This window comes from Lentzea guizhouensis, from assembly GCF_001701025.1.
Taxonomy (GTDB): Bacteria; Actinomycetota; Actinomycetes; order Mycobacteriales; family Pseudonocardiaceae; genus Lentzea; species Lentzea guizhouensis.
Window position 1 is genome coordinate 1,044,315 of the sequence record NZ_CP016793.1, and the last position, 20,691, is coordinate 1,065,005.

The following is a 20,691-nucleotide window of genomic DNA, read 5'->3' on the forward strand; positions in this document are numbered from 1 at the left end:
CCACCCTTGTTCGCTGACCTGGGCGCTGCCCTGGCGAGCTTCGGCATGCCCGCGCTCGCCATCGTCGGATTCACGATCGTCGTGCGGCTCGCGCTGCACCCCCTCTACCGCGCCGCCGTGCGCGGCGAGAAGGCCAAGGCCAAGCTCGCGCCGGAGATCCAGAAGCTGCAGAAGAAGTACGGCAAGGACCTCGTGCGGATGTCCGAGGAGTCGCAGAAGGTCTACAAGCGCAACGGCGTCTCGATGTTCGCGGGCATGTTGCCGATGCTCGCCACCGTCCCGTTCTTCATGGTCATCTACCAGGTCGTCACGACGCCGAACCCGTTGCTGGAGGGCACGCTGTTCGGCGTCTCGCTCGGCACGCACTTCACGTCCGGCTTCGCGTGGGTGTTCTTCGTGCTGTTCGGGCTGCTGGCCGCGGTCGCGTACGTGACCGTGCGGTGGCAGCAGGCGCAGATGACCAGCACGCCCACCCCGGGGTTCATGACCGGGCTGATCAAGGTGCTGCCGTTCGGCACGATCCTGGTGGCCGCGTACCTGCCGCTGGCCGCCGGGCTGTACCTGCTCACCACGACGACGTGGACGATCGCGGAACGGGCGCTGCTCTACCGCATCCTGAGCTGAAGCTGGGCGATCAGCCGGACCAGCGGGTCGTCCAGGTCGAGGTCGATCCTGCGCAGCCGGTACCGCAGCGTGTTCGGGTGGACGTGCAGCCGTTCCGCGGCGGCGCGCACGTCCCCCAGCGCGTCGAGGTAGGCGAGCAGCGACTTGGCCGACTCGGCGTCGAGCGCGTCGATCCTGGGGTCGCGGATGCGCGGGTTGTCCTGCAGCAGCGCGAGGATCTCGCTCACCAGGACCTGCGACCGCACGTCGGCGAGCGTGGCCACCTCGGCGTCGAGGTCGCGGGCCATGGCGTCCAGCACGCGTTCGGCCTCCTGCCGGGAGACCTGGGCGTCGTCCAACGTGGACACCGTAGAGCCGACGGCGGCCTGCACCGAGGTGTGCAGGTGCCGTCGCGCCGTGGTGACGATTTCGCGCGTGAGACTCAGCAACTGGGCGTTCGGGGCGAGGTCCGGCAGCAGCACGTAGGTGCGCCCGCCGGACTCGCTGACCAGGGCGCTGCGCCGGTAGGCGGCCGCGTGCACGGAGATCAGGCCGGTCATCTCGGCGCGGCGCAGCTCGTGCTCGCTGCGGTCACCTTCGCCGCCCCGCAGTGCGAACACCACGACGGCGCAGGGCTTCGCGGGGTCGGCGCCGATCTGGCCGGCGACGGTGGCGGCGTCCATCCGGCCGGTGAGCAACGCGGCGAGGAGGTTCTCGCGGAAGCGGGACGTGGGCTGGTTGCGTTGCTGGATCAGGTGCGGCGCGGTGACGCGGGCGGCGCCGAGCAACGCGCGTTCGGCCTGGTCGGTGAGCGGCTGGTCGCCCTCCTGCACCCAGATCGTGCCGAGCGGCTGCGAGCCCGCGTGGATGCCGACGGCGATGCGGCGGCGGATGCCGAGCTCGGGGCGTTCGTCGATCCGGACGACCTCCTCGCTCGACCGCAGCAGGTTGTAGACGCCCCATTCGCGCAGCATCTTCAAGTACGGCTCGGGCCCCTGGCGGCCGAGGATCGAGAGCCTCCGCAGCTCGTCGACCTCGTCGGACGACCGGGAGTAGGCCAGCACGCGGCTCGCGGTGTCCTCGATGCTGACGATGCCGCCGGTCAGCGTGGCAATCGTTTGCGCGAGCGCGAACAGGTCGCCGAGGACCTCGCCGTCGTCGGTCGTCGTCGTGAGCACGCCCTTGGCCAGCGCTTCGAGGTGCGCCCACCGGACCTCCGGGCGGACTTCGAGCAACGCGACGCCCGCGTCCGTCGCGGCCTGTTCGAGCGCCGGCGACGACTCCTTCACGGCGACGGCCGCGGCTTTCGCCCGTCCAGCAGCTCTGACCAGCGGCAACGCGGCCCGACCCCGAGCGCCGATGACCAGCGCGAGGTCACCTTGGGCGACGTCCGGCGGGTCGTCCGGGTCCATGATCACGACATCGCGCACGTCGACCTCCAGGCCGTGCGGTGCGACCTGCACCTCGACCAGTGGGTCGCCCAACGCGATGAGCATGTGCCGGAGAGTCATAACTGTCCGATCGTACATCTGACCTGGTGAATCTTGGCCAGTTGGACAAGGAGTGCCCCCTCGCGCGGACTTACCGTTGTGCCACCCCCACGACTCGAAGAGGAGCTGCGAGTGGACGCGGTCACCCAGGTTCCCGCCCCGGTCAACGAGCCGGTCCTGCAGTACGCCCCCGGCACCCCGGAGCGCGCCGAACTGCAGGCCAAGCTGGCCGAGCTGCAGAAGGAGCCGCGCGAGCTGACGATGACCATCGGTGGCGAGCAGCGCATGGGTGGCGGCGAGCGGTTCGACGTCGTCCAGCCGCACAACCACCGCTCGGTCCTCGGCACGCTCGCCGGCGCGACCCAGCAGGACACCACCGACGCCCTGCGCGCGGCCCGCGAGGCGGCCCCGGCGTGGCGCGCGATGTCGTTCGACGACCGTGCGGCGATCCTCCTGCGCGCGGCCGAGCTGCTCGCCGGTCCGTGGCGGCAGACGCTGAACGCCGCGACGATGCTCGGCCAGTCGAAGACCGCGATCCAGGCGGAGATCGACTCGGCGTGCGAGCTGATCGACTTCTGGCGCTTCAACGTGCAGTTCGCCCGCAACTTGCTGAGCGAGCAGCCGATCTCCTCCCCCGGTGTGTGGAACCGCACGGACCACCGCCCGCTGGAGGGCTTCGTCTACGCGATCACGCCGTTCAACTTCACCGCGATCGCCGGCAACCTGCCGACCGCGCCCGCGCTGATGGGCAACGTGGTGCTGTGGAAGCCGTCGCCGACCCAGTCGTTCGCCGCGCACCTCACCATGCGGCTGCTGGAAGAGGCGGGCATGCCGCCCGGCGTCATCAACCTGCTGCCCGGTGACGGTCTCGCCGTGTCCGAGGTCGCGCTGAGCTCCCCCGACCTCGCGGGCATCCACTTCACCGGCTCCACCGCGACGTTCCAGAAGCTGTGGGCGCAGGTCGGCGCGAACATCGCCAACTACCGCTCGTACCCGCGGATCGTCGGTGAGACCGGCGGCAAGGACTTCATCCTCGCGCACCCGTCGGCCGACCCGGACGTGCTGCGCGTGGCCATGATCCGCGGTGCGTTCGAGTACCAGGGCCAGAAGTGCTCCGCCGCGTCGCGCGCCTATGTGCCGCGGTCGGTGTGGAACAAGATCAAGGACCAGTTCCTGGCCGAGGTCGAGGCGCTGACCTATGGCGACGTCACCGACTTCTCGAACTTCGGTGGCGCGGTGATCGACCGCCGTTCGTTCGACAAGCTGTCGGGTGTGCTGCAGGCCGCCCGCGCGGACTCTTCGCTGGAGATCGCCGCCGGCGGCACCGCGGACGACTCGGACGGCTTCTTCGTGCGGCCGACCGTGCTGCTCGGCTCCGACCCGACCAACTCCGTGTTCACCACCGAGTTCTTCGGTCCGGTGCTCGCGGTCCACGTGTTCGAGGACGCCGACTACCTCACGGTTCTGCAGCAGATGGAGAGCGCGGCACCGTACGGCCTCACCGGCTCGATCATCGCCCGTGACCGCGCCGCCGTGGCGCACGCGCAGGAGGAGCTGCGGTTCGCCGCCGGCAACTTCTACGTCAACGACAAGCCCACCGGTGCGGTCGTCGGCCAGCAGCCCTTCGGCGGCGGTCGCGCGTCCGGCACGAACGACAAGGCGGGCTCGGTCCATAACCTGCTCCGCTGGGTCAGCCCTCGTTCCATCAAGGAGACCTTGGCGGCGCCCACCACCCACCTCCACCCGCACCAGGGTCAGATCATTTCCGGGGAGGCGTGATGCTGCGCACCAGCCTTCTCCTCGCGTCCAGGTCCACCGGCGCGCGCAAGCTCGTCGAGTCGACGCCGTTCACCCGGCCGGTCGTCGAGCGGTTCGTCGCCGGTGCCGACGTGGACTCGGCCATCCGCGCGACCGCGGAGGTGCTCGGCGACGGGCGCCTGGTCACGCTGGACCACCTCGGTGAGGACACCTTCGAGGAGTCGCAGGCGACTGCGACCGTCGAGGCGTACCTGAACCTGTTGGCGCGCTTGGAGTCGCACGGTCTGACGAACGGCGCGGAGGTGTCGGTCAAGCTGTCCGCGGTGGGCCAGTCGCTCGCGGTGGACGGCGAGAAGATCGCGCTGGAGAACGCCCGGCGGATCTGCGCCGCGGCCGCCGTGGTCGGCACCACCGTCACGCTGGACATGGAGGACCACACCACCACCGACTCGACGCTGGGCATCCTGCGCGAGCTGCGGGTGGACTTCCCGTGGGTGGGCGCGGTGCTGCAGGCGTACCTGAAGCGCACTGAGCAGGACTGCCGGGATTTGGCTTACTCCGGTTCGCGGGTGCGGTTGTGCAAGGGCGCGTACCAGGAGCCTGCTTCCGTTGCGTACCAGGACAAGCACGACGTCGACCTGTCGTACGTGCGCTGCCTGAAGGTGCTGATGGAGGGCGACGGCTACCCGATGGTGGCTTCGCACGACCCGCGGCTGATCGCGATCGCGGCGGACCTGGCTTCGGCGCGGTCGAAGGACTCCTACGAGTTCCAGATGCTGTACGGCATCCGGCCGGAGGAGCAGCGCCGCATCGCCGCTGAGGGCAACCGGATGCGCGTCTACGTCCCGTACGGCGACGAGTGGTACGGCTACTTCATGCGCCGGCTCGCCGAGCGCCCGGCCAACGTGGCGTTCTTCGTGCGGTCGTTGCTCACGACCAGCTGAGCGTGTACTCGGCTTCGGCCACGGTCTCCAGCGCGAACTCCAGCTTCGCCTCGTCGCCCACCTCGCGTGCGATCCGCACCGCGCGGTGGGCGAGCTGGAGCGCCTTGTCCACGTCGAACCTGGTCTCCGCGCACAGTCTGCTGTAGATGGTGAGCGCGTCGGCGTAGCCGGGTTCGTGGTCGAGGTCGGCGCCGATCAGGTGCCACAACAGGATCGCGGTGTGCGCGGTGTTCCTGGCTTCCTCCTTCCGTTCCGCGGCACGGAGTTTGCACGCGTGCTGCTGCAGCGCCACGAGGTAGGCGGCCGGTCCCGTCCGCGGCAGCAGCACCCGCCAGACCCCGAGCGCGAACTCGGACGCCCGCAACGCGCGCACGTGGTGCTCCGACTCGGAGAGCGCGCGGACCACCGGCTGCAGACCTGGCGCGAGTTTCGCGCCGAAGAAGTCGAGCAGCTGCGACGGCAGCCGGTGGCACAGGTCCAGGCACTCGTCGGTGTGCGCGAGGGCCTGCTCGTGCCGGTCGTGGTGCAGCTCCTGCTCGGTGAGGGCCGCGAGGGCGAGCACGAGGTCGACCTGGTTCCAGACCAGGTCCTGCGCGGCCAGTTCCCGGTACACCGCAACGGCTTCCTCCGCCGCGCCCACGTCGTCCGCGACCCTGGCGACGGTGAGCAGGGCGCTGCCGAGGCCCTTGCGGTCGTCGGTCTGGCGCCACAGCATCACGGCTTCCTGAGCGACGAGCGGGGCGTCCGGGTCGTCGCCCAGTGACTGGCCGTACCGCATGAGCGCGTCGGCGAGCTGCGGGCGGAACGTGGCCGGGTTGACGGTCGCGAGCCGGCGGAAGAGGTCGACGGCTTCCTTGAGGGCCTCACGGGCGGCTTGGGAACGGCCGAGGTCGATCAGCATCACCCCGGCCACGGTGAGGTTGCGGGCCAGCTCCGGTTCGAAGCGCGGGTCCTCCTGGGCGAGCACGCGCCAGTTCGCGATGGAGAGCTGCATCGAGTCGGCGGCGTGCTGCCGTTCGCCCTCGGCGTGGAACCGGCGGGCCATCGCGGCGGCGACCCTGGCGTAGTCGGCGCGGAACAGCGCCGGGTGGGTCTTCGCGAGCTCCTGGTAGAGCATCGTGGCGCGGCTCAGCGCCGTCATCGCCGCCTCGTCGCGGTGCAGCGCCTGGTAGCGGTAGCTGATCTGCTCCAGGGCGGAGGCGAGCTGCGGGATGGTCTCCTGGTCGTCCTCGGCGATCTCGCGCCACAGCTCGATCGCCTCCTCGGAGACCTCCAGGGCCTCGCCGGGGCGCTGGGCGTTCATGAGCCGCAGTCCCAGGTCTCCCAACGCGTCCGCGAGCAACGGCCGGTTCTCCCGGTCCTGCCGCACGAGCTCGCGGTAGCACTCCACCTCCTGCCGGGAGGCCTCGACGGACTCGTCGCGCAGGCCGCAGACCATCGTGCGGGCGCTGAGCATCCCGTACATCTCGGCGCGTTCGAGGGTGTCCTGGGCGCGGTCGACCAGGCGGCGGGTGAGGAGGGACGGGACGGCGTCGGTGGCGAACCGCTCGTCCCGGAACACCTGGCGCGCCAGGTGTTCCGCGGTGCTCTGCGACCCGATCTCGGCGGTGATGCGGACGCTGTCGCGGGCCATGTCGCGGATGATTCCCGGGTGGTCCGCGACGAGCTGGTCGAGCCTGGGCCTCAGGGCGGGCCACCGCAGGGCGGCGCGGGCCAGCAGGTCGGGGTCGGGGGTGTCCGGGGTGGCGACGGCGAGGTAGTCCTCGGCGATGCGGCCGGTGCGGGGACCGGTGTCGCGGCTGAGGAGCTGGCGGACGAGCTGGGTGCGGTTCACGTCGCACGGGTCGCCGTGCACGGCCGTGAGCGCGGCCATGTGCAGGTCGAGCGTCGTCTCGTCGGCGATGTTGGGCGGTGGCTCGTCGGGTGCGGTGACGTTGAGGTGCTTGGCGAAGTGTTCGCAGGCCAGGGAGAACGACTCGGCGCGGTCCTCCTGCGTGGGACTGAGCTCCAGGTCGGTGACCTCGTGGTCGAAGTCGGCGATGCGCTGGCGGGTCGAGGACCACCACCAGCCCGTGATCCTGCCCGCCAGCAGCACCCTCGTGCGCGCCGGTCCGTGCCGCAGGGTGTCCTGCAGCTGTTCGAAGATCTCCTGCCAGGTGCGGCGGTCGGCGTCGTCGACCACGAGCAGCCGGCCGTGGACGTCGTCGTCCCACAGTTCGCCGAACCGGTGCAGCAGCCGGGTCTTGCCCGCGCCCGCCGGTGCGTGCACGAGCACGGACGCTTGTGGCACGGGGCTGTCGCGCCATGCCACAAGTGCGTCCAGTTCGGGTTGCCTGCCGTGAAAGGGGACCACCTGGTGGGTGGGGTCCAGCAATGCGGCGACGCTGAGTGCTCGGTCCACCGCTTCATAGTCGGCCGGTGGTCAGGTGAGGGACAGCAAGACCACACCATCGGGGAAACTTCGCGTTTTTCCTTCACTCCTTTGCCGGGTGGCTTGGAGAAGCTCCAACGCTTTTTCGTCGTGTTCTAGGCGCGGCGGGCGACGTGGTGGCGGTAGCTCTCGTACTCGCCGACGAACTTGGGACGGATGCGGGCCAGCTCCAGGATCCTCGACACCGGGTCGCGGTGGCCGATGAAGTCGGCTCCGGCGTAGTGCCCGCCGCCGAGACCGCCGATGATCCGCGCGCGCAACGGCATCTGCTTGCGCGCGTACTCGCGGCGGAAGAAGCTGCCCGGTGCCATGCGGCGGCGGATCGACTCCTTGACGTTCTCGGTGACGTCGCGCTCGTAGGCCCACTCGAAGGCGTCGACCTCCTGCTGCAGCTTCTGGAACCGCGGGTAGGAGCGCGGGTCGAACACGTCGATGTGGGTGAAGTGGCCGCCGGGCTTGAGCACCCGCGCGACCTCGTGGAAGAACCTGTCGACGTGCGGGTAGTTGTGCGAGCTCTCGACGTTGATGACGAGGTCGAACTCGGCGTCCGCGAACGGCAGGCTCTCCGCGTCACCCTCGACGTAGCTCAGCCGCTCGCCGCGGGCGAGGATGGCGTTGGCCCTGCGGACGGCCGCCGTGGAGAGGTCGAGGCCGACCGCGCGGGCCGGGTCGACGAGCCGGGTGAGGAAGTTGAGGCCCTCGCCCATGCCGCAGCCGACCTCGAGGACGTTGAGGGTCCTGAAGTCGTCCCGGCTGTACGGCAGGCCGCGCAACGCCTGGTAGTAGAGCTGCTCGGAGAACCCGTCGCTGACGCCCGCGTTGAAACCGGGGTGCAGGCCGTTGAGCTCGGTCAGCAGTTCGTCGCAGTGCATGCCCCAGTTCCAGAAGTCGCCGGTCCGCGACCAGGACACGACGTCGTCGTAGACCGCGGAGACCGCGCCCTTGAGCTGGTCGGCGTCGGGGATGCCGGCGTTGAGGTCCCGCAGCCCGGTGGCCGCGTTGCCGTTGGTCATGAGCGCAACTCCCAAGGTGAGGGGTTCCTTCGGCTGGGGAGCCTGGCACCAGGTCGCCTAGGTGTTTTCCGCTCGGAGGTCAGGTCACGGGAAATCACCAGAGAATCCGGGTGGTTGCAACTGGCTGTAAACGGTTACAGCGCCCGTCGGCCTCGGGGTCGAGCGAAATTGTCAGACCCCCTCGGCACAATCAGGGGCGTGCTGGTCGCCCTCGTCCCGGAAGCGGACGGCGCGGGGCGGTGGCAGAAGCTGAACGACGACGGGTCGCCCCTGGGCCCGCCGATGGCAGCTCCGTCACTGGCCTCGGCCGTCGCGTCGCTGGAGCGCGCCCACAAACCGCGGTGGCTGTGGGCGGACACCGCGGAGGCGTACCCCGGCCTGCTGGCGGCGGGGGTGCGGGTGGACCGCTGCTGGGACCTGCACCTGACCGAGGCGATCCTGCTGGGCGCCGAGGGCAGGCACCGCGAACCGCGCGAGCTCCCGGCGGCACTGGCGCGGGCCTTGGGCCTGCCCGCGCCCGCCGACGTGGGCCCGCGCAAGAAGGACGTCGCGCTGACGTTGTTCGAACCCGAGCCGGTCTCGCTGCCCGGCGACACCGACGAGCTGGCCGCGTTGTCGACCGTCTTCCAAGCACAGCAACGCAATCCGGCGTTGTCGTTGCTGATCGCGGCGGAGTCGGCCTCGGCACTGGCGGCGGCGGAGATGACCCACCACGGCCTGCCGTGGCGGGAGGACGTGCACCTCGCTCTGCTCGCGGACCTCCTCGGCCCCCGCCCGGCCCCCGGCACGCGCCCGAAGGTGTTGCAGGGCTTGGCGGACCAGATCAGGGAGGCCTTCGGCGGCTTCGACGTGAACCCGGACGCGCCGGGCAGCATCGTGCGCGCCTTCAAACGCGTGGGCATCGAGGTCTCCTCCTCCCGGCGCTGGGTGCTGAAGAAGATCGACCACCCCGCGGTCGCACTGCTGGTGGAGTACAAGGAACTCGCCCGCCTGTGGGCCGCCCACGGCTGGACGTGGCTCGACACGTGGGTGTCCGAGGGCCGCTTCCGCCCGGAGTACGTCGTCGGCGGCGTCGTGACGGGCCGCTGGGCCTCCCGCGGCGGCGCGGCCCTGCAAATCCCCCGCCTGCTCCGCCAAGCCGTCCGCGCCGACGAGGGCTGGCGCCTGGTCGCCGCCGACGCCTCCCAACTGGAACCCCGAATCCTGGCCGCCCTGTCAGGAGATCCGCGGCTGATCGAGGTCTGCGGCGACGACGACCTGTACGCCGCCCTCGCCGCCGACTCCTTCAAGGGCGAACGCCCACGAGCAAAGATCGCAATGCTCTCAGCCATGTACGGCGGCACCGCCGGCGAGGCCGGCTCCCTCCTCGCCGTACTCCGCAAGCGCTTCCCGATCGCAGTCGGCTACGTCGAGTCCGCCGCCCAAGCCGGCGAACAGGGCCGCATGGTCCGCACCCGCCTCGGCCGCACCTCCCCCGAACCCTCAGCCGCCTGGCAAGACCTGGTGGGCGGCACCGACGACGCGGGCAACGTGTCAACCTCCTCCCGCCAAGCCGCCCGCAACTGGGGCCGCTTCACCCGCAACTTCGTGGTCCAGGGCAGCGCAGCCGACTGGACCGCCGCCCTCCTGGGCGTCCTGCGCACCCGCCTACCACCCGCCGCCGCCTTGGTGTTCTTCCAACACGACGAGGTCCTGGTGCACTGCCCGGCCGGCGACGTCGAGGAGGTGGTGGCGGCAATCGCGGAGGCGGGCCAGGCGGCGACGCGGCTGCTGTTCGGGGAGACGCCGGTGAGGTTCCCGATGAACGCGGTGCCGGTGGAGTGCTACGCGGACGCGAAGTAGCCGGCCCAGGCCAAGTTCCTCGGCCGCGTTAGGTTTCTCGCCCGCGTCAGCTTTCCCGCCCGCGTCACGTTTCCGCCCGCGTCAGATTCCCCATCCGCGTCAGGTTCCCCACCCGCACCAGGTTCCTCGCCCGGCAGGGGTGTGGCTGCCGCGCTCCCACTCCACCCCGGCACGCGCGTGGCCATCGCACGCCCGCACGCATGCTGCCGTCGCACGCACGTGGCCGTCGCACGCCTGTTTCGAAGCCCACCACTCTCGGCGATCCCTCTGCATGCCAAGCCATTCGCACCTTGGACACGGCTGCTCCCTGCCGTCCGTGCAGCGACCGCTCACCTCCCATGCCGCATCCATCCACGCCCTCACCACAGCCATCCGCACCCGCCGAGTCACCTTCACCACGCCACGCGCACCGGCAGGCCGTCCCCCACCACGCCGCGCGATCCGGCAGGCCGTCCCCACCACATCAACCGGGTCCGCCACGCCGCGCGCACCGCCCGACCGTCCCCACCGCGTCCACCACGCCGGACGTGCCGCCGAGCCGCCCCTACCGCGTCCCTTTCGCCACGCGAGTGGTGCTCGTCCCCGCGTTTCCTCATCCGCAGGCGGTCGTGACCATGTGTTCGTGACATGCCTGATAGACGACCTCTGGGACACATCAGGACAACCTTCACCCGATCGAGTGGCGCCCGACCGCCTTCGCCGTCCCACACCTCGCGCATGCGCCCCGCCACTGCCTTCCCGCCACCCGGCCCTCGTCGACCCCGTCCACGCCTCGGCTCGTTCCGCCCTCTCCTCACATGTCCAAACGAGACCTGCCCTCACCTGCGCCCTTCGTGACCGTTCGTCCGAATGGCCGCTTGCCCACATTCCGTGAGAGCGCTCTCATAAATGGACTGCACCCGTGACAAGGAGGTCACTCGCGCATGAGGCAACGCCGTCGCATCTTCGCGGCCACGACAGCTCTTCTTGCCGCGGTACCCCTGGCGATCGTCGCCATGTCCGCCAACGCTTCGATCCCAACCCCCGCGCCGGGATGGACGCAGGTGTGGGGTGACGACTTCAACGGGGCGAGCGGAACCCTGCCGTCCAGCTCCAACTGGATCTTCGACCTCGGCCACGGCTACCCCGGCGGACCTGCGAACTGGGGCACCGGGGAGATCCAGAACTATACGAACAGCACGAACAACATCAAGCTCGACGGTGCCGGCAACCTGCGCATCACCGCGCTCAAGGACTCCGCCGGCAACTGGACGTCGTCGCGCATCGAGACCCAGCGGTCGAACTTCAAGCCGGCGCCGGGCGGCAAGCTCGCGATCGAGGGCCGCATCCAGATGCCGAACGTCACCGGGCAGGCGGCGCTGGGCTACTGGCCGGCGTTCTGGGCGTTGGGTTCGCCGTTCCGCGGCAACTACTGGAACTGGCCGGGCATCGGTGAGTTCGACGTGATGGAGAACGTCAACGGCATCAACTCCGTCTGGGGAGTGCTGCACTGCGACGTCGCTCCCGGCGGTGCCTGCAACGAGTTCACCGGCATCGGCAACTCGCGGGTGTGCCCCGGCGCGTCCTGCCAGACGGCGTTCCACACGTACCGGTTCGAGTGGGACGACGCCGAGAAGTCCTTCAAGTGGTTCGTGGACGGCCAGCACTACCACACCGTCACGCAGGCCCAGCTCGGTGCGGGCGTGTGGGACCGGATGACGTCGCACGCCGGGTACTTCATCCTGCTGAACCTGGCGATGGGCGGTGCGTTCCCGAACGCGTTGAACAACAACCAGCCGACCCCTGTCGCGGCCACCCAGTCCGGGCACTCCATGGTCGTGGACTACGTGGCCGTCTACACGGCTGGCGGTTCGACGACGACTCCGCCGACGACCACGACGACGACCTCGAACCCCGGCGGTGGTGGTTCGGCGTACAACGAGCTCCAGGCGGAGAGCGCGTCCGAACGATCCGGCGGGTCGGTCTCACCGGCTGACGGCGGGTCGGCCGTGCACCAGATCGCGAACGGTGGCTACCTGAAGTTCTCCGGCGTCAACTTCGGCTCCGGTCCGGCGCGGCAGTTCAACGCGCGTGTCGCGTCGGGTGCCGGGGGTGGCGTGAGCGGTCTGGTCGAGGTCCGGCTCGGGTCGCGCACGGCGGCGCCGGTCGGCAGCTTCGCGGTGGGCAACACCGGGGGCTGGGACGCGTGGAGAACCATCCCCGCGAACATTTCGAACATCTCCGGGACGCACGACGTGTACGTGACGTTCACGAGCGGCCAACCGGCGGCTTACGTGAGCGTGAACTGGGTGAAGTTCGGCCTCTAGCCCCCGTGTACGTCGGGGTGGTGCTCGTCCGCTAGAATCTCGTCCTGCAACACGACGGACGATTAGCTCAGCGGGAGAGCACTACCTTGACACGGTAGGGGTCACTGGTTCAATCCCAGTATCGTCCACGGTCATCAGGCGCCGCGTTCTCCGGAACGCGGCGCCTTTTGCTTTGATTGACCCGTGTACGCGGAACGTCCGGCCCCTGCCGGCCTGGCCTGCCTGTGGACGCGCACGGTGTCGTCGGAGACCGTGCAGCGGGTGGTGCCCGACGGGTGCACGGATCTGATGTGGACACCCGCGACGGGCGCGCTGTTCGTCGCCGGCCCCGACACCCGCGCGCAGCTCGCTTCCGTTGCGCCCGGCACGTTGTACGGGGTGCGGCTGCCACCCGCGTTCCCCTCGGTGTTCGGGGTGCCGGCGTCGGAGGTGCGCGACCTGCGGGTGCCGCTGGCGGAGCTGGTGCCGTCGGCGCGGCTGACGTCGTTCTCGGAGATGGTGTCGTTCTGCGCCTCGCGGGTGGACGTGGACCCGTCCGTGGCCGCGACCGCCGCGCTGCTGCGGTCGTCCGACGTCCGGTCGGCCGCCTGGGACATCGGCCTGAGCGAACGGCAGCTGCGACGGCGGTGCCTGGACGCGTTCGGCTACCCGCCCAAAGTGCTGCAGCGGGTGCTGCGCTTCGACCACGCGATGCGCCTGGCGTGGGCCGGCCGGCCGTTCGCCTCGATCGCCGCCGACGCCGGCTATGCCGACCAGGCACACCTCTCCCGCGAGGTGCGCGCGTTGGCCGGCGTGCCGTTGGGTCAGCTGATCCGGCCGTAGTTGCGCAGCGTGAGCAACGCGTCCACCGTCGCGATCGACCGCCACTCGAACTCGACCACCGGCGTGAACGCGGGGAAGCCGAAGTTCCAGCCGCCGTCCTCCTGCTGCCCCGCCTGCAGCTCGTCGAGGTCCTGCTCGAGCTCGGTGTCGCTGAACCAGGCACGCGCCAGGCTGGCCGGCGTGGCCGCGAAGAAGTGCGGCGCCATGCCCTCGCCCACCTCGTAGCCCTCCGTGCTCGGCTTGAGCTGCCCGATCCGCGCCGCCGCCAGCTCGGCCCGCTCCCGGTCCGGCACCTCGTCCAGGAACATCACCGCGGCCCGCAGCTCGTACGGGTGCGTTTCCTCCAGCGCGTCGATCTGTTCCCAGCAGTACCCGGTGGCCTTCTCCAGCCACGGGTGGGCCACGTCCAGCGCGTGCAGAGCGGCTGCGATCTGAGCAGTCAGGAGCAGTCCGCCCTGGTCGTCGAGCGTGATCCACGGCGCCACCGGGTGCCCCTTGGAGGTCGACATCCCGAACGGCACACTCCCGTCCGGGCAGGTCGCCGCCAGCCAGCCCAGCACCGACTCGGCCTGTTCCGGCGCGCTGACCTCGGCAAACATCTGCAACGCCCGCAACGCGTGCAACGGCTGGCTCGTCGGTCCCCGGTGGTCCGGCTCGAGCCCGTGCCCGTACCCGCCGTCGTCGTTGCGGTAGGCGAGCACAGCCCGCACCACGGCGTCACCGCTCCCGCCGTCGAAGGCGTGCTCGAACCAGCGTTGCTCCAGCGTGCGGGCGTTGTGCCAGATGAAGTTCCTCGCGCGTTCGATCATGCTGTCGAACCTAGGCCGCCGGTCGTGCGCAGTCTTGGACGAAACGGCCATGTGACCAGGTCAGCTCACTCGTTCGCCCGCCAGTGGAACCGGCGCTGTGCAAAAATCCTCCAACAGGGGTGTGTGGAAGTTCTGAGGGGAGCTGGCCGAGATGCTGATGTTCGACGCGGTCACACCGTTCACCGCGATCGGAAAGGCCGTCGGCTCAGCCGCTGCGGCTGCGGGTGCTGCCGCCGGCGCGGCTGGTGCGGGCACGACGAGGTTCGCCGTCGACCCCGACCAGGCCCAGAAGATGATCGACGGTTTGGAAGCGGCCGCCAAGCAGCTGAAAGACCTCATGCGCGAGGCGGAGTTCCTCACGAGCACGGGTGCCCCCGGACCCGACCCCTTCAGCGGCTGGGCGACCATCCACATGCGCAAAGCCGCTGGTGAAGAGCCCGGTGGCTATGCGTGGGCCAACCAGAAGGCAGTGGAAGCCCTCGAAACGACGGTCGCGAACATCAAGAAGGCACTCGCGGAGTACCGCGGCACGGACGACGATGCGAAGACTGCGATGGGAAGGTAAGTCCGCCTTGAAGCGCACCACTTTGTTGGCGACCTTGTTCGCGGCGACGGCTCTGGCCGGCTGTACGAGCATCAGCGGCGGTAACCCGACCACCGGCACCACGCAGCCGCCTGCCACAGAGACGAGCGACACGGGTTCGACCGGGTCCCCCGCCGCAGAGCTGGACCTCGGCAAGGCCAACGGCAACCCCTGCGACCTCCTGACCGCCGCGCAGGTCACCGCTCTCGGCAACGTCAACGTCAAGACGAAGACGAGCTCCACCGGCCCGGTCTGCACCTGGGAAGGCAAGTCGCTCCTCGACGACTCGACCTACGAGGTGCGGATCGCCGCGGACCAGACCTTCGAGAACCAGCTGGCGAACTCCCGCAGCGCCGCGGTGTTCAGTGAGAAGAACATCGACGGCATCCGGACGTTCAGCCGGGACAGCACGGACGCTTCCCGCAGCTGCCTCACCATCATCGAGGCGGGTGCCAAGGGAACCGTCAGCGCGGCGGTCGACGTCGCAAGGAACAAACTGTCGACTCAGAAGCCGTGCACTGAGAGCGAGAAGCTCGCGGCAACAGTCATCGGAAATCTCAGGGGGTAGAACATGGCTGGGGACGAGCCGAACATCGCAGGCTTCGCGATGCTCCCGTTCGCGGGTGGCGAGACCATTTACAACTGGTTCGAGAAGGGCGCCGGGCCGAGCCAGAGCACCGCTCAGGCCAGTGGCAGTTGGCGCACGCTCGCGAGCAGCCACAACGACATCGCCGAAATCATCAACAAGGCGGTGCGCGACTCGGGCGCGGCGTGGGAGGGCCAGGCCGGTGACGCTGCCCGCAGCACCACCTCGCCGCTCGCCACCTGGGCGGACATGACCGGCAAGTCGGCGCAGGACGCCGGCAAGACGGCCGACGGCGTCGGGGAGGCGTACGTCAACGCCAAGTACCAGATGCAGAAGCCGCCCGAGGTCCCCGACAAGCCGTTCCTCAACGACTGGGCCCCCTGGGACACCGACTACGACAAGGCAGTCGAGAAGAACCAGCAGGTCAGCGAGCAGAACATCCGCGCGTTCAACCAGTACGCGGAGGCGGTGAACCAGAGCACGAACCAGATGCCGACGTTCATCTCGCCGGACGCGACCGACGCGAACATGCAGGAGCAGAACCGCAAGTCGATCGACAAGGTCGGCGAGTCCACCCAGCAGCCGCCGAGCAGCTCCAGCAACCAGCCTCCCGGCGGGGGCCTGCCGCCCATCGGCACGCCTCCCGGCATTGGTGGTCCCGGCGACGACACCGGCACCTCGGGCCTGAAGCCGCCGGGCACCGGCGGCGACGACACCAACCCCTCGCAGCTCAACCCGAACGACCCGCGCAACCGGCCACCCGGTTTCGTGGACCCGAACGACCCCCGCAACCGGCCTCCCGGCTTCGACCCGACCATCCCGCCGGGCGGGCGGCTCGACCCCAACGACCCGCGCAACCGGCCCGGCGGGCCGAACGACCCGCGCAACCGGCCAGGTGGGCCCGGTGGACCCGGTGCCGGTCGGCCCGGCGGGGCGGTGGTGGCGGTGCCGGTGGCATGCGGCCGCCGGGTGCCGGTGGGATCGGTGGTGCTGCTGCGGCCGGGCTCGGCAAGGGGCCTGGTGGGATGGGTGGCATGGGTGCCGGTAGCGGCTTCGGTGGTGCGGCCGGTGTGGCCGGCGCCGAGCAAGGGCGTGGTGCCGGGGCCGGTGGCTTCGGGCCTGCCGGTGGTGCTGCCGGTGGGCGTGGTGCCGCTGGTGCTGCCGGTATGGGCGGCATGGGTGGTGCCGGTGGTCGCGGGCAGGGTGAGGAGGACAAGGAGCACAAGTCCGCGTCCTACCTGCAGGAGACCGAGGACATCTTCGGCGACGGAACGATGGTGGCGCCGCCCGTCATCGGCGGTTAAGGGGGAATTGTGCTGCGGAGCAGGGTCGCCATCCCTGTCGTCGCGCTCTACCAGGCGTGGCAGGTCGCGGGCCTGCCGCAGCTGCACAGGGCGTTGGTGACGCAGGTCGACTTCGACTCGGAGGCGCTCGAAGAGGGCGACCTCAGCGGGTTGGAGCGGTTGCAGCGGACGGCGTGGGCGCAGCTGGAGCAGACCGGGCTGGCGCGCGGCGGGGAGATCCACCCGGATCTCGCCGGCGCGCTGCGGCTCGTGGTCGACGCCGGCGTGGAGTACTGGGCGTTCTTCAGCCAGAAGGACGGTCCTCAGCAGGCGGTTCTGGTCGTGTCGAACGGTCAGGACGCGCTGCGGATCGTGCTGACGCCGGACCAGTTGTTCGTGCTGGAGCCGGTGCGGGCGGACGAGGCGCCGCAGTCGCTGGTGGCCGCGCTGCCGCCGACGCCGGCCGGCAAGGGTGCTCCGATCACGGTGCCTGAGGACGCGCTGCGGCAGAAGCGGCAGCCGTCCTATGAGGACACCGGTTCGTTCATGCAGCAGAGCCGGCCGACGAGCTCGCCGAACGACCAGCTGGTCACGCAGCTCAAGACGATCATGTCGGAGCCGCGCACCGGTGGCGGGCAGCTGTACTCGGCCAAGCGCGACCACCTGGGGCGCAAGCAGCGGTGTGCCGCGCCGCTCACGTTCCTGGACACGCAGAGCGGCCGGTACGTGGCGACGAAGAGCGAGGGCTGGCTGCGGGTGCAGCCGGCCGACTTCGGCACGCTGGCCCGTCTCACCGCCACGATGCCGTAGCGGCGAGACGGGTCTCGGCTCAGGAGAACCGCAGCGCGTCCGGGCCCAGCTCGGCCGGGCTGCGGTGACCTGAGAGGCCGAGCGTGAGGTCGAAGTCCGCGAGCAGGCTGCGCAGCACGTGCTTCACGCCGACCTGCCCGCCGTGCGCGAGCCCGTAGGCGAACGGCCGCCCGACCATCACCGCCTTGGCCCCCAGCGCCAACGCCTTCACGACGTCGGCACCGGTGCGGATGCCGGAGTCGAACAGCACGTCGACCTGCTCCCCCACCGCCTCCACGATCGCGGGCAACGCGTCGAGCGACCCCACCGCACCGTCCACCTGGCGGCCGCCGTGGTTCGACACGACGATTCCGTCCATTCCGGACTCGACCGCCTTGCGCGCGTCGTCGGGGTGCTGGATTCCTTTGAGGACGATCGGTCCGTCCCAGTGCTGCCGCAGGAACGCGAGCTGGTCCCACGACTTGTCCGTGCCGGTGAAGAGCTGCACCCACCGCAGGATCGCCATCGGCAGGTCCTCCTCCGGTGACTTCTGCAGCCCGGCCCGGAAAGCCGGGTCGCTGAACGGGATCGCGGTGCCGACGCCGCGCAGGAACGGCAGGTACGCCTGGTCCAGGTCGTGCGGCCGCCACGCGAGCGTCCACGTGTCGAGCGTGACCACCAACGCCGTGTACCCGGCCTTCTTCGCCCGCTCCAGCAGCGACGCGCACACCTCGGGGTCGTTCGGCCAGTACAGCTGGTACCACCGCGCCCCGTCGCCGGACGCCTCGGCGACCTCCTCGATCGTGTGCGACGAGGCCGTCGACAACACCATCGGCACCCCGAGCTCCGCCGCGGCCCGCGCCGTCGCCAGCTCCCCGTCCGGGTGCAGGATCGACTGCACGCCAACGGGTGCGAGCATCACGGGCGCCGGCAGCTCGGTGCCCAGCACCGTCACGCCCAGGTGCCGCTCGGTCGCGTTGGTCAGCATCCGCGGCACGATCCGCACCCGGTCGAACGCCTCGCGGTTGGCGCGCACGGTGGCACCGGAGCCCGCCCCTCCCGCCACGTACCAGAACGGACCCGGTCCCAGCCGGGAACGCGCCGAGTCCTCCAGCGCGTCCGGGTCGGTGGTGAACGGCGGCACGGCGCCACCGAGCCCCTGCAGGTAGATCTCGTTCTGGTACCCGGCGAAAGAGGTCATGCCCCCTACTCTGCTACGAAGCGAGCGGTGCGAGGAAGACCTACACGCGCGCTCCCGCGGGCGACTTCTTCACCACCGCTCGAACCTGCCGCGGCCAGCGCTGCTCCAGCCAGATCGCGACCGGTGCCGCCGTGACCACTGTGGACATCGTGCCGAACACCAGCCCGATCAGCAGCGCCGTCGCGAAGTCCGCCAGCGACCCGTCGCCCAGCACCAGCAAGGCGGCCAGCACGAACAGCACGCCGATACCGGTGTTCACGGTGCGCGGCACGGTCTGCACGACCGCGTCCGACACCACGTCCGGGTAGAACGCCTTCGGACGCGCGCCACGCAGCGAGCGCAGGCGGTCGAAGACGACGACGGAGTCGTTGACGGAGTAGCCGATCACGGTGAGCAGCGCGGCCAGGAACACGCCGTCCGCCGTCTTGCCCAGCCACGCGAAGATGCCGATGAGCACCAGCACGTCGCTCAGCAGGGCGGCGACCGTGGCGACGCCGAGGCGCCAGTCGAAGCGCACGGCCAGGTAGACCAGCTGGGCGGCGACCGCGATGGCCAGGCCGATCAAGGCGTTGCGGCGCAGTTCGGAGGACAGCGACGGGCCGATGAGCTCGTTGCTCGACTGGCGGGCACCGCCGTCGACGGCGGAGTTCACGACCTCGCCGATCCGCGACGAGGTCGCGTCGTCGATCGGGCCGGTGCGCAGCGAGACGTCAGCACCCGAGGAGGACACCACCACGTCCGCGAAACCGGCTTCGGACAGAGCGGCACGGACGCGCGACGCGTCGACCGGGGCGCCGGCGGTGAAGTCGAGCATGCGGCCGCCGGTGAACTCGACGCCCAGGTTCAGGCCGCGCAGCAGCAGGCCGGAGAACGCGACGAGAACCAGGACGGCGGCGCTGGTCAGCCACAGCCACGGTCGGCGGTACAGCACCACCGAGAGCTTGGAGCGCACCCAACCCAACGAGTGCAAGCCGCTCAACCGCGGCCGCTTGGCCACAAAACGCGTCCCCATCGCCCACAGCACCAGCACGCGCGACAGCACCAGAGCGCTGAACATCGACGCGAGCACACCGATGGTCAGCGTGACACCAAAGCCGCGCACCGGGCCCGTGGCGAGCCAGAACAGCAAGCCCGCGGCCAGCAACGTCGTCACGTTCGAGTCCGCGATGGCACTCAACGCACCGCGGAACCCCGCCTCGGACGCACGCCGCAGGTTCGCCTTCCGCGCGTACTCCTCCCGCGCTCGTTCGAAGATCAGCACGTTCGCGTCGACCGCCATGCCGATGGCCAGCACGAAGCCGGCCAGGCCCGGCAAGGTCAGCGTCGCCCCCACGGCCAGCAACCCGGCGTAGGCGACACCCGCGTAGCCGACCAGCGCGAGCACGGCCAGGAACCCGGCCAGGCGGTAGGCGAAGACCAGGAACAACGAGGTCAGCGCGATGCCGATGATCGCGGCCTGGGCGCTGGCCTCGATCGCCTCGGCCCCCAAAGTCGCACCCACCGTGCGCTGCTCGATCACCTCGACGGGGACGGGCAGGGCGCCGGAGCGGATGACCAGGGCGAGTTCCTTCGCTTCGGCCTGGGAGAACCGGCCGGTGATGGTCGTCGCGCCGCCCGGCTGGCCGCCGCCGCACGGGGTGTCGGTGCTGACCTCGGGTGAGGAGACGACGGTGCCGTCGAGCTTGAACGCGATCTGGCGGCCGGGGCTGCCGGACGGGACGCAGGCGGCCTCGCCGGTGACCCGCTGCCACGTCTTGGGCGCGTCACCCTGGAACTGGACGTTGACCACGAAGCCCGCACCCTGCGGGTTCGGGGCGGCGGTGGCGTCGGAGATGCCCTCGCCGGTCATGACCTGCTTGCCGTCGCGTTCGACGGTGAGCTGGGCGGTGCGGCCGAGGACCTTCACCGCCTCCTCGGGGTCCTGGACGCCGGGGAGCTCGACGACGATCCGGTTCTCGCCGGAGCGGGCGAGCACGGGTTCGGCGACGCCGAGCTCGTCGACGCGGCGGCGCAGGACCTCGAGCGCGCGGTCGGTGGCGTCGGCGTCGCCCTGGGCCTGGAGCACGATCTGGGTGCCGCCGCGCAGGTCGAGGCCGAGGCGCGGATCGGTGGTGAGCAGGAGGAATGCGGATGCGACGAGGACGGCGAGCGACAACAGCGCGCGCACGAGCAGCCCTCGTCGCGCGGTGTCGCGCGACATGGGAGAAGAAGCCTTCCGGGAGAGAAAGTCG

General features: G+C 70.3%; 16 protein-coding genes and 1 tRNA gene. 11 read left to right on the plus strand and 6 right to left on the minus strand.

Features of this window, described 5'->3' with window-relative positions; translation table 11 throughout:
- Positions 1 to 6 precede the first annotated feature (6 nt).
- Positions 7 to 624, plus strand: coding sequence for a YidC/Oxa1 family membrane protein insertase (locus tag BBK82_RS05385; protein WP_065914006.1), 618 nt, complete (start codon positions 7 to 9; stop codon positions 622 to 624).
- Here the strand turns inward: BBK82_RS05385 and BBK82_RS05390 are convergent.
- Positions 606 to 2,114: a PucR family transcriptional regulator gene (locus tag BBK82_RS05390; protein ID WP_083267801.1), complete on the minus strand. Its 1,509-nt coding sequence runs from the start codon at positions 2,112 to 2,114 to the stop codon at positions 606 to 608. The two genes, BBK82_RS05385 and BBK82_RS05390, sit on opposite strands and share 19 nt — an antisense overlap.
- 111 nt (positions 2,115 to 2,225) lie before the next feature.
- Here BBK82_RS05390 and pruA point away from each other — a divergent pair, with 111 nt between their 5' ends.
- Both pruA and BBK82_RS05400 read left to right on the plus strand, forming a co-directional pair.
- On the plus strand, positions 2,226 to 3,872 hold the full coding sequence (gene pruA / locus BBK82_RS05395; RefSeq protein ID WP_065914008.1) for an L-glutamate gamma-semialdehyde dehydrogenase: 1,647 nt from the start codon (positions 2,226 to 2,228) through the stop codon (positions 3,870 to 3,872).
- Entirely contained in the window at positions 3,872 to 4,795 is a 924-nt protein-coding gene (locus BBK82_RS05400; protein ID WP_065920835.1) for a proline dehydrogenase family protein, read from the plus strand. Before pruA ends, BBK82_RS05400 begins: the two co-directional genes overlap by 1 nt.
- On the opposite strand, the gene BBK82_RS05405 is transcribed toward BBK82_RS05400, so the two are convergent.
- Positions 4,782 to 7,196 (minus strand): tetratricopeptide repeat protein, encoded by a 2,415-nt coding sequence (locus BBK82_RS05405; RefSeq protein WP_154697092.1) that lies wholly within the window; start codon positions 7,194 to 7,196, stop codon positions 4,782 to 4,784. The genes BBK82_RS05400 and BBK82_RS05405 overlap by 14 nt on opposite strands.
- Before the next feature lie 125 nt (positions 7,197 to 7,321).
- On the minus strand, positions 7,322 to 8,239 hold the full coding sequence (locus tag BBK82_RS05410; protein ID WP_065914010.1) for a class I SAM-dependent methyltransferase: 918 nt from the start codon (positions 8,237 to 8,239) through the stop codon (positions 7,322 to 7,324).
- A 198-nt stretch (positions 8,240 to 8,437) separates the two neighbouring features.
- Between BBK82_RS05410 and BBK82_RS05415 the strand changes: the two genes are divergently transcribed.
- The 4 genes from BBK82_RS05415 to BBK82_RS05430 all read left to right on the plus strand — a co-directional run bounded on the left by BBK82_RS05415 (position 8,438) and on the right by BBK82_RS05430 (position 13,209).
- A complete protein-coding gene (locus tag BBK82_RS05415; RefSeq protein WP_065914011.1) occupies positions 8,438 to 10,081 on the plus strand; it encodes a bifunctional 3'-5' exonuclease/DNA polymerase in 1,644 nt (547 codons plus the stop codon).
- A gap of 923 nt (positions 10,082 to 11,004) precedes the next feature.
- Complete coding sequence (locus tag BBK82_RS05420) at positions 11,005 to 12,387, plus strand: carbohydrate-binding protein (protein WP_065914012.1); 1,383 nt, start codon at positions 11,005 to 11,007, stop codon at positions 12,385 to 12,387.
- A 56-nt stretch (positions 12,388 to 12,443) separates the two neighbouring features.
- Positions 12,444 to 12,515: transfer RNA gene (locus BBK82_RS05425), tRNA-Val, on the plus strand.
- Positions 12,516 to 12,570: 55 nt separating this feature from the next.
- A complete protein-coding gene (locus BBK82_RS05430) occupies positions 12,571 to 13,209 on the plus strand; it encodes a helix-turn-helix domain-containing protein (RefSeq protein ID WP_065914013.1) in 639 nt (212 codons plus the stop codon).
- Here the strand turns inward: BBK82_RS05430 and BBK82_RS05435 are convergent.
- Positions 13,191 to 14,018: a hypothetical protein gene (locus tag BBK82_RS05435; protein WP_083267802.1), complete on the minus strand. Its 828-nt coding sequence runs from the start codon at positions 14,016 to 14,018 to the stop codon at positions 13,191 to 13,193. The two genes, BBK82_RS05430 and BBK82_RS05435, sit on opposite strands and share 19 nt — an antisense overlap.
- A gap of 151 nt (positions 14,019 to 14,169) precedes the next feature.
- Here BBK82_RS05435 and BBK82_RS49780 point away from each other — a divergent pair, with 151 nt between their 5' ends.
- Genes BBK82_RS49780 through BBK82_RS05455 form a run of 4 tightly spaced genes read left to right on the plus strand, consistent with a single transcriptional unit; the run spans position 14,170 to position 17,280 of the window.
- Positions 14,170 to 14,583 carry a hypothetical protein gene (locus tag BBK82_RS49780; RefSeq protein ID WP_065914015.1) on the plus strand — a complete coding sequence of 138 codons (414 nt, stop codon included), beginning with the start codon at positions 14,170 to 14,172 and terminating at the stop codon, positions 14,581 to 14,583.
- 7 nt (positions 14,584 to 14,590) lie between these two features.
- Positions 14,591 to 15,169: a DUF3558 domain-containing protein gene (locus BBK82_RS05445; RefSeq protein WP_065914016.1), complete on the plus strand. Its 579-nt coding sequence runs from the start codon at positions 14,591 to 14,593 to the stop codon at positions 15,167 to 15,169.
- Between the two features lie 3 nt (positions 15,170 to 15,172).
- Entirely contained in the window at positions 15,173 to 16,591 is a 1,419-nt protein-coding gene (locus BBK82_RS05450) for a PPE domain-containing protein (protein ID WP_065914017.1), read from the plus strand.
- A complete protein-coding gene (locus BBK82_RS05455; protein WP_065914018.1) occupies positions 16,501 to 17,280 on the plus strand; it encodes an ESX secretion-associated protein EspG in 780 nt (259 codons plus the stop codon). The genes BBK82_RS05450 and BBK82_RS05455 overlap by 91 nt, the downstream gene beginning before the upstream one ends.
- 19 nt (positions 17,281 to 17,299) lie before the next feature.
- Here BBK82_RS05455 and BBK82_RS05460 read toward each other — a convergent pair whose 3' ends face one another.
- The gene (locus BBK82_RS05460) at positions 17,300 to 18,460 is read right to left on the minus strand and encodes a lactate 2-monooxygenase (RefSeq protein ID WP_065914019.1); all 1,161 of its coding nucleotides are present in this window, start codon (positions 18,458 to 18,460) and stop codon (positions 17,300 to 17,302) included.
- Positions 18,461 to 18,500: 40 nt separating this feature from the next.
- Entirely contained in the window at positions 18,501 to 20,660 is a 2,160-nt protein-coding gene (gene secD, locus BBK82_RS05465) for a protein translocase subunit SecD (RefSeq protein WP_065914020.1), read from the minus strand.
- Positions 20,661 to 20,691: the final 31 nt, after the last annotated feature.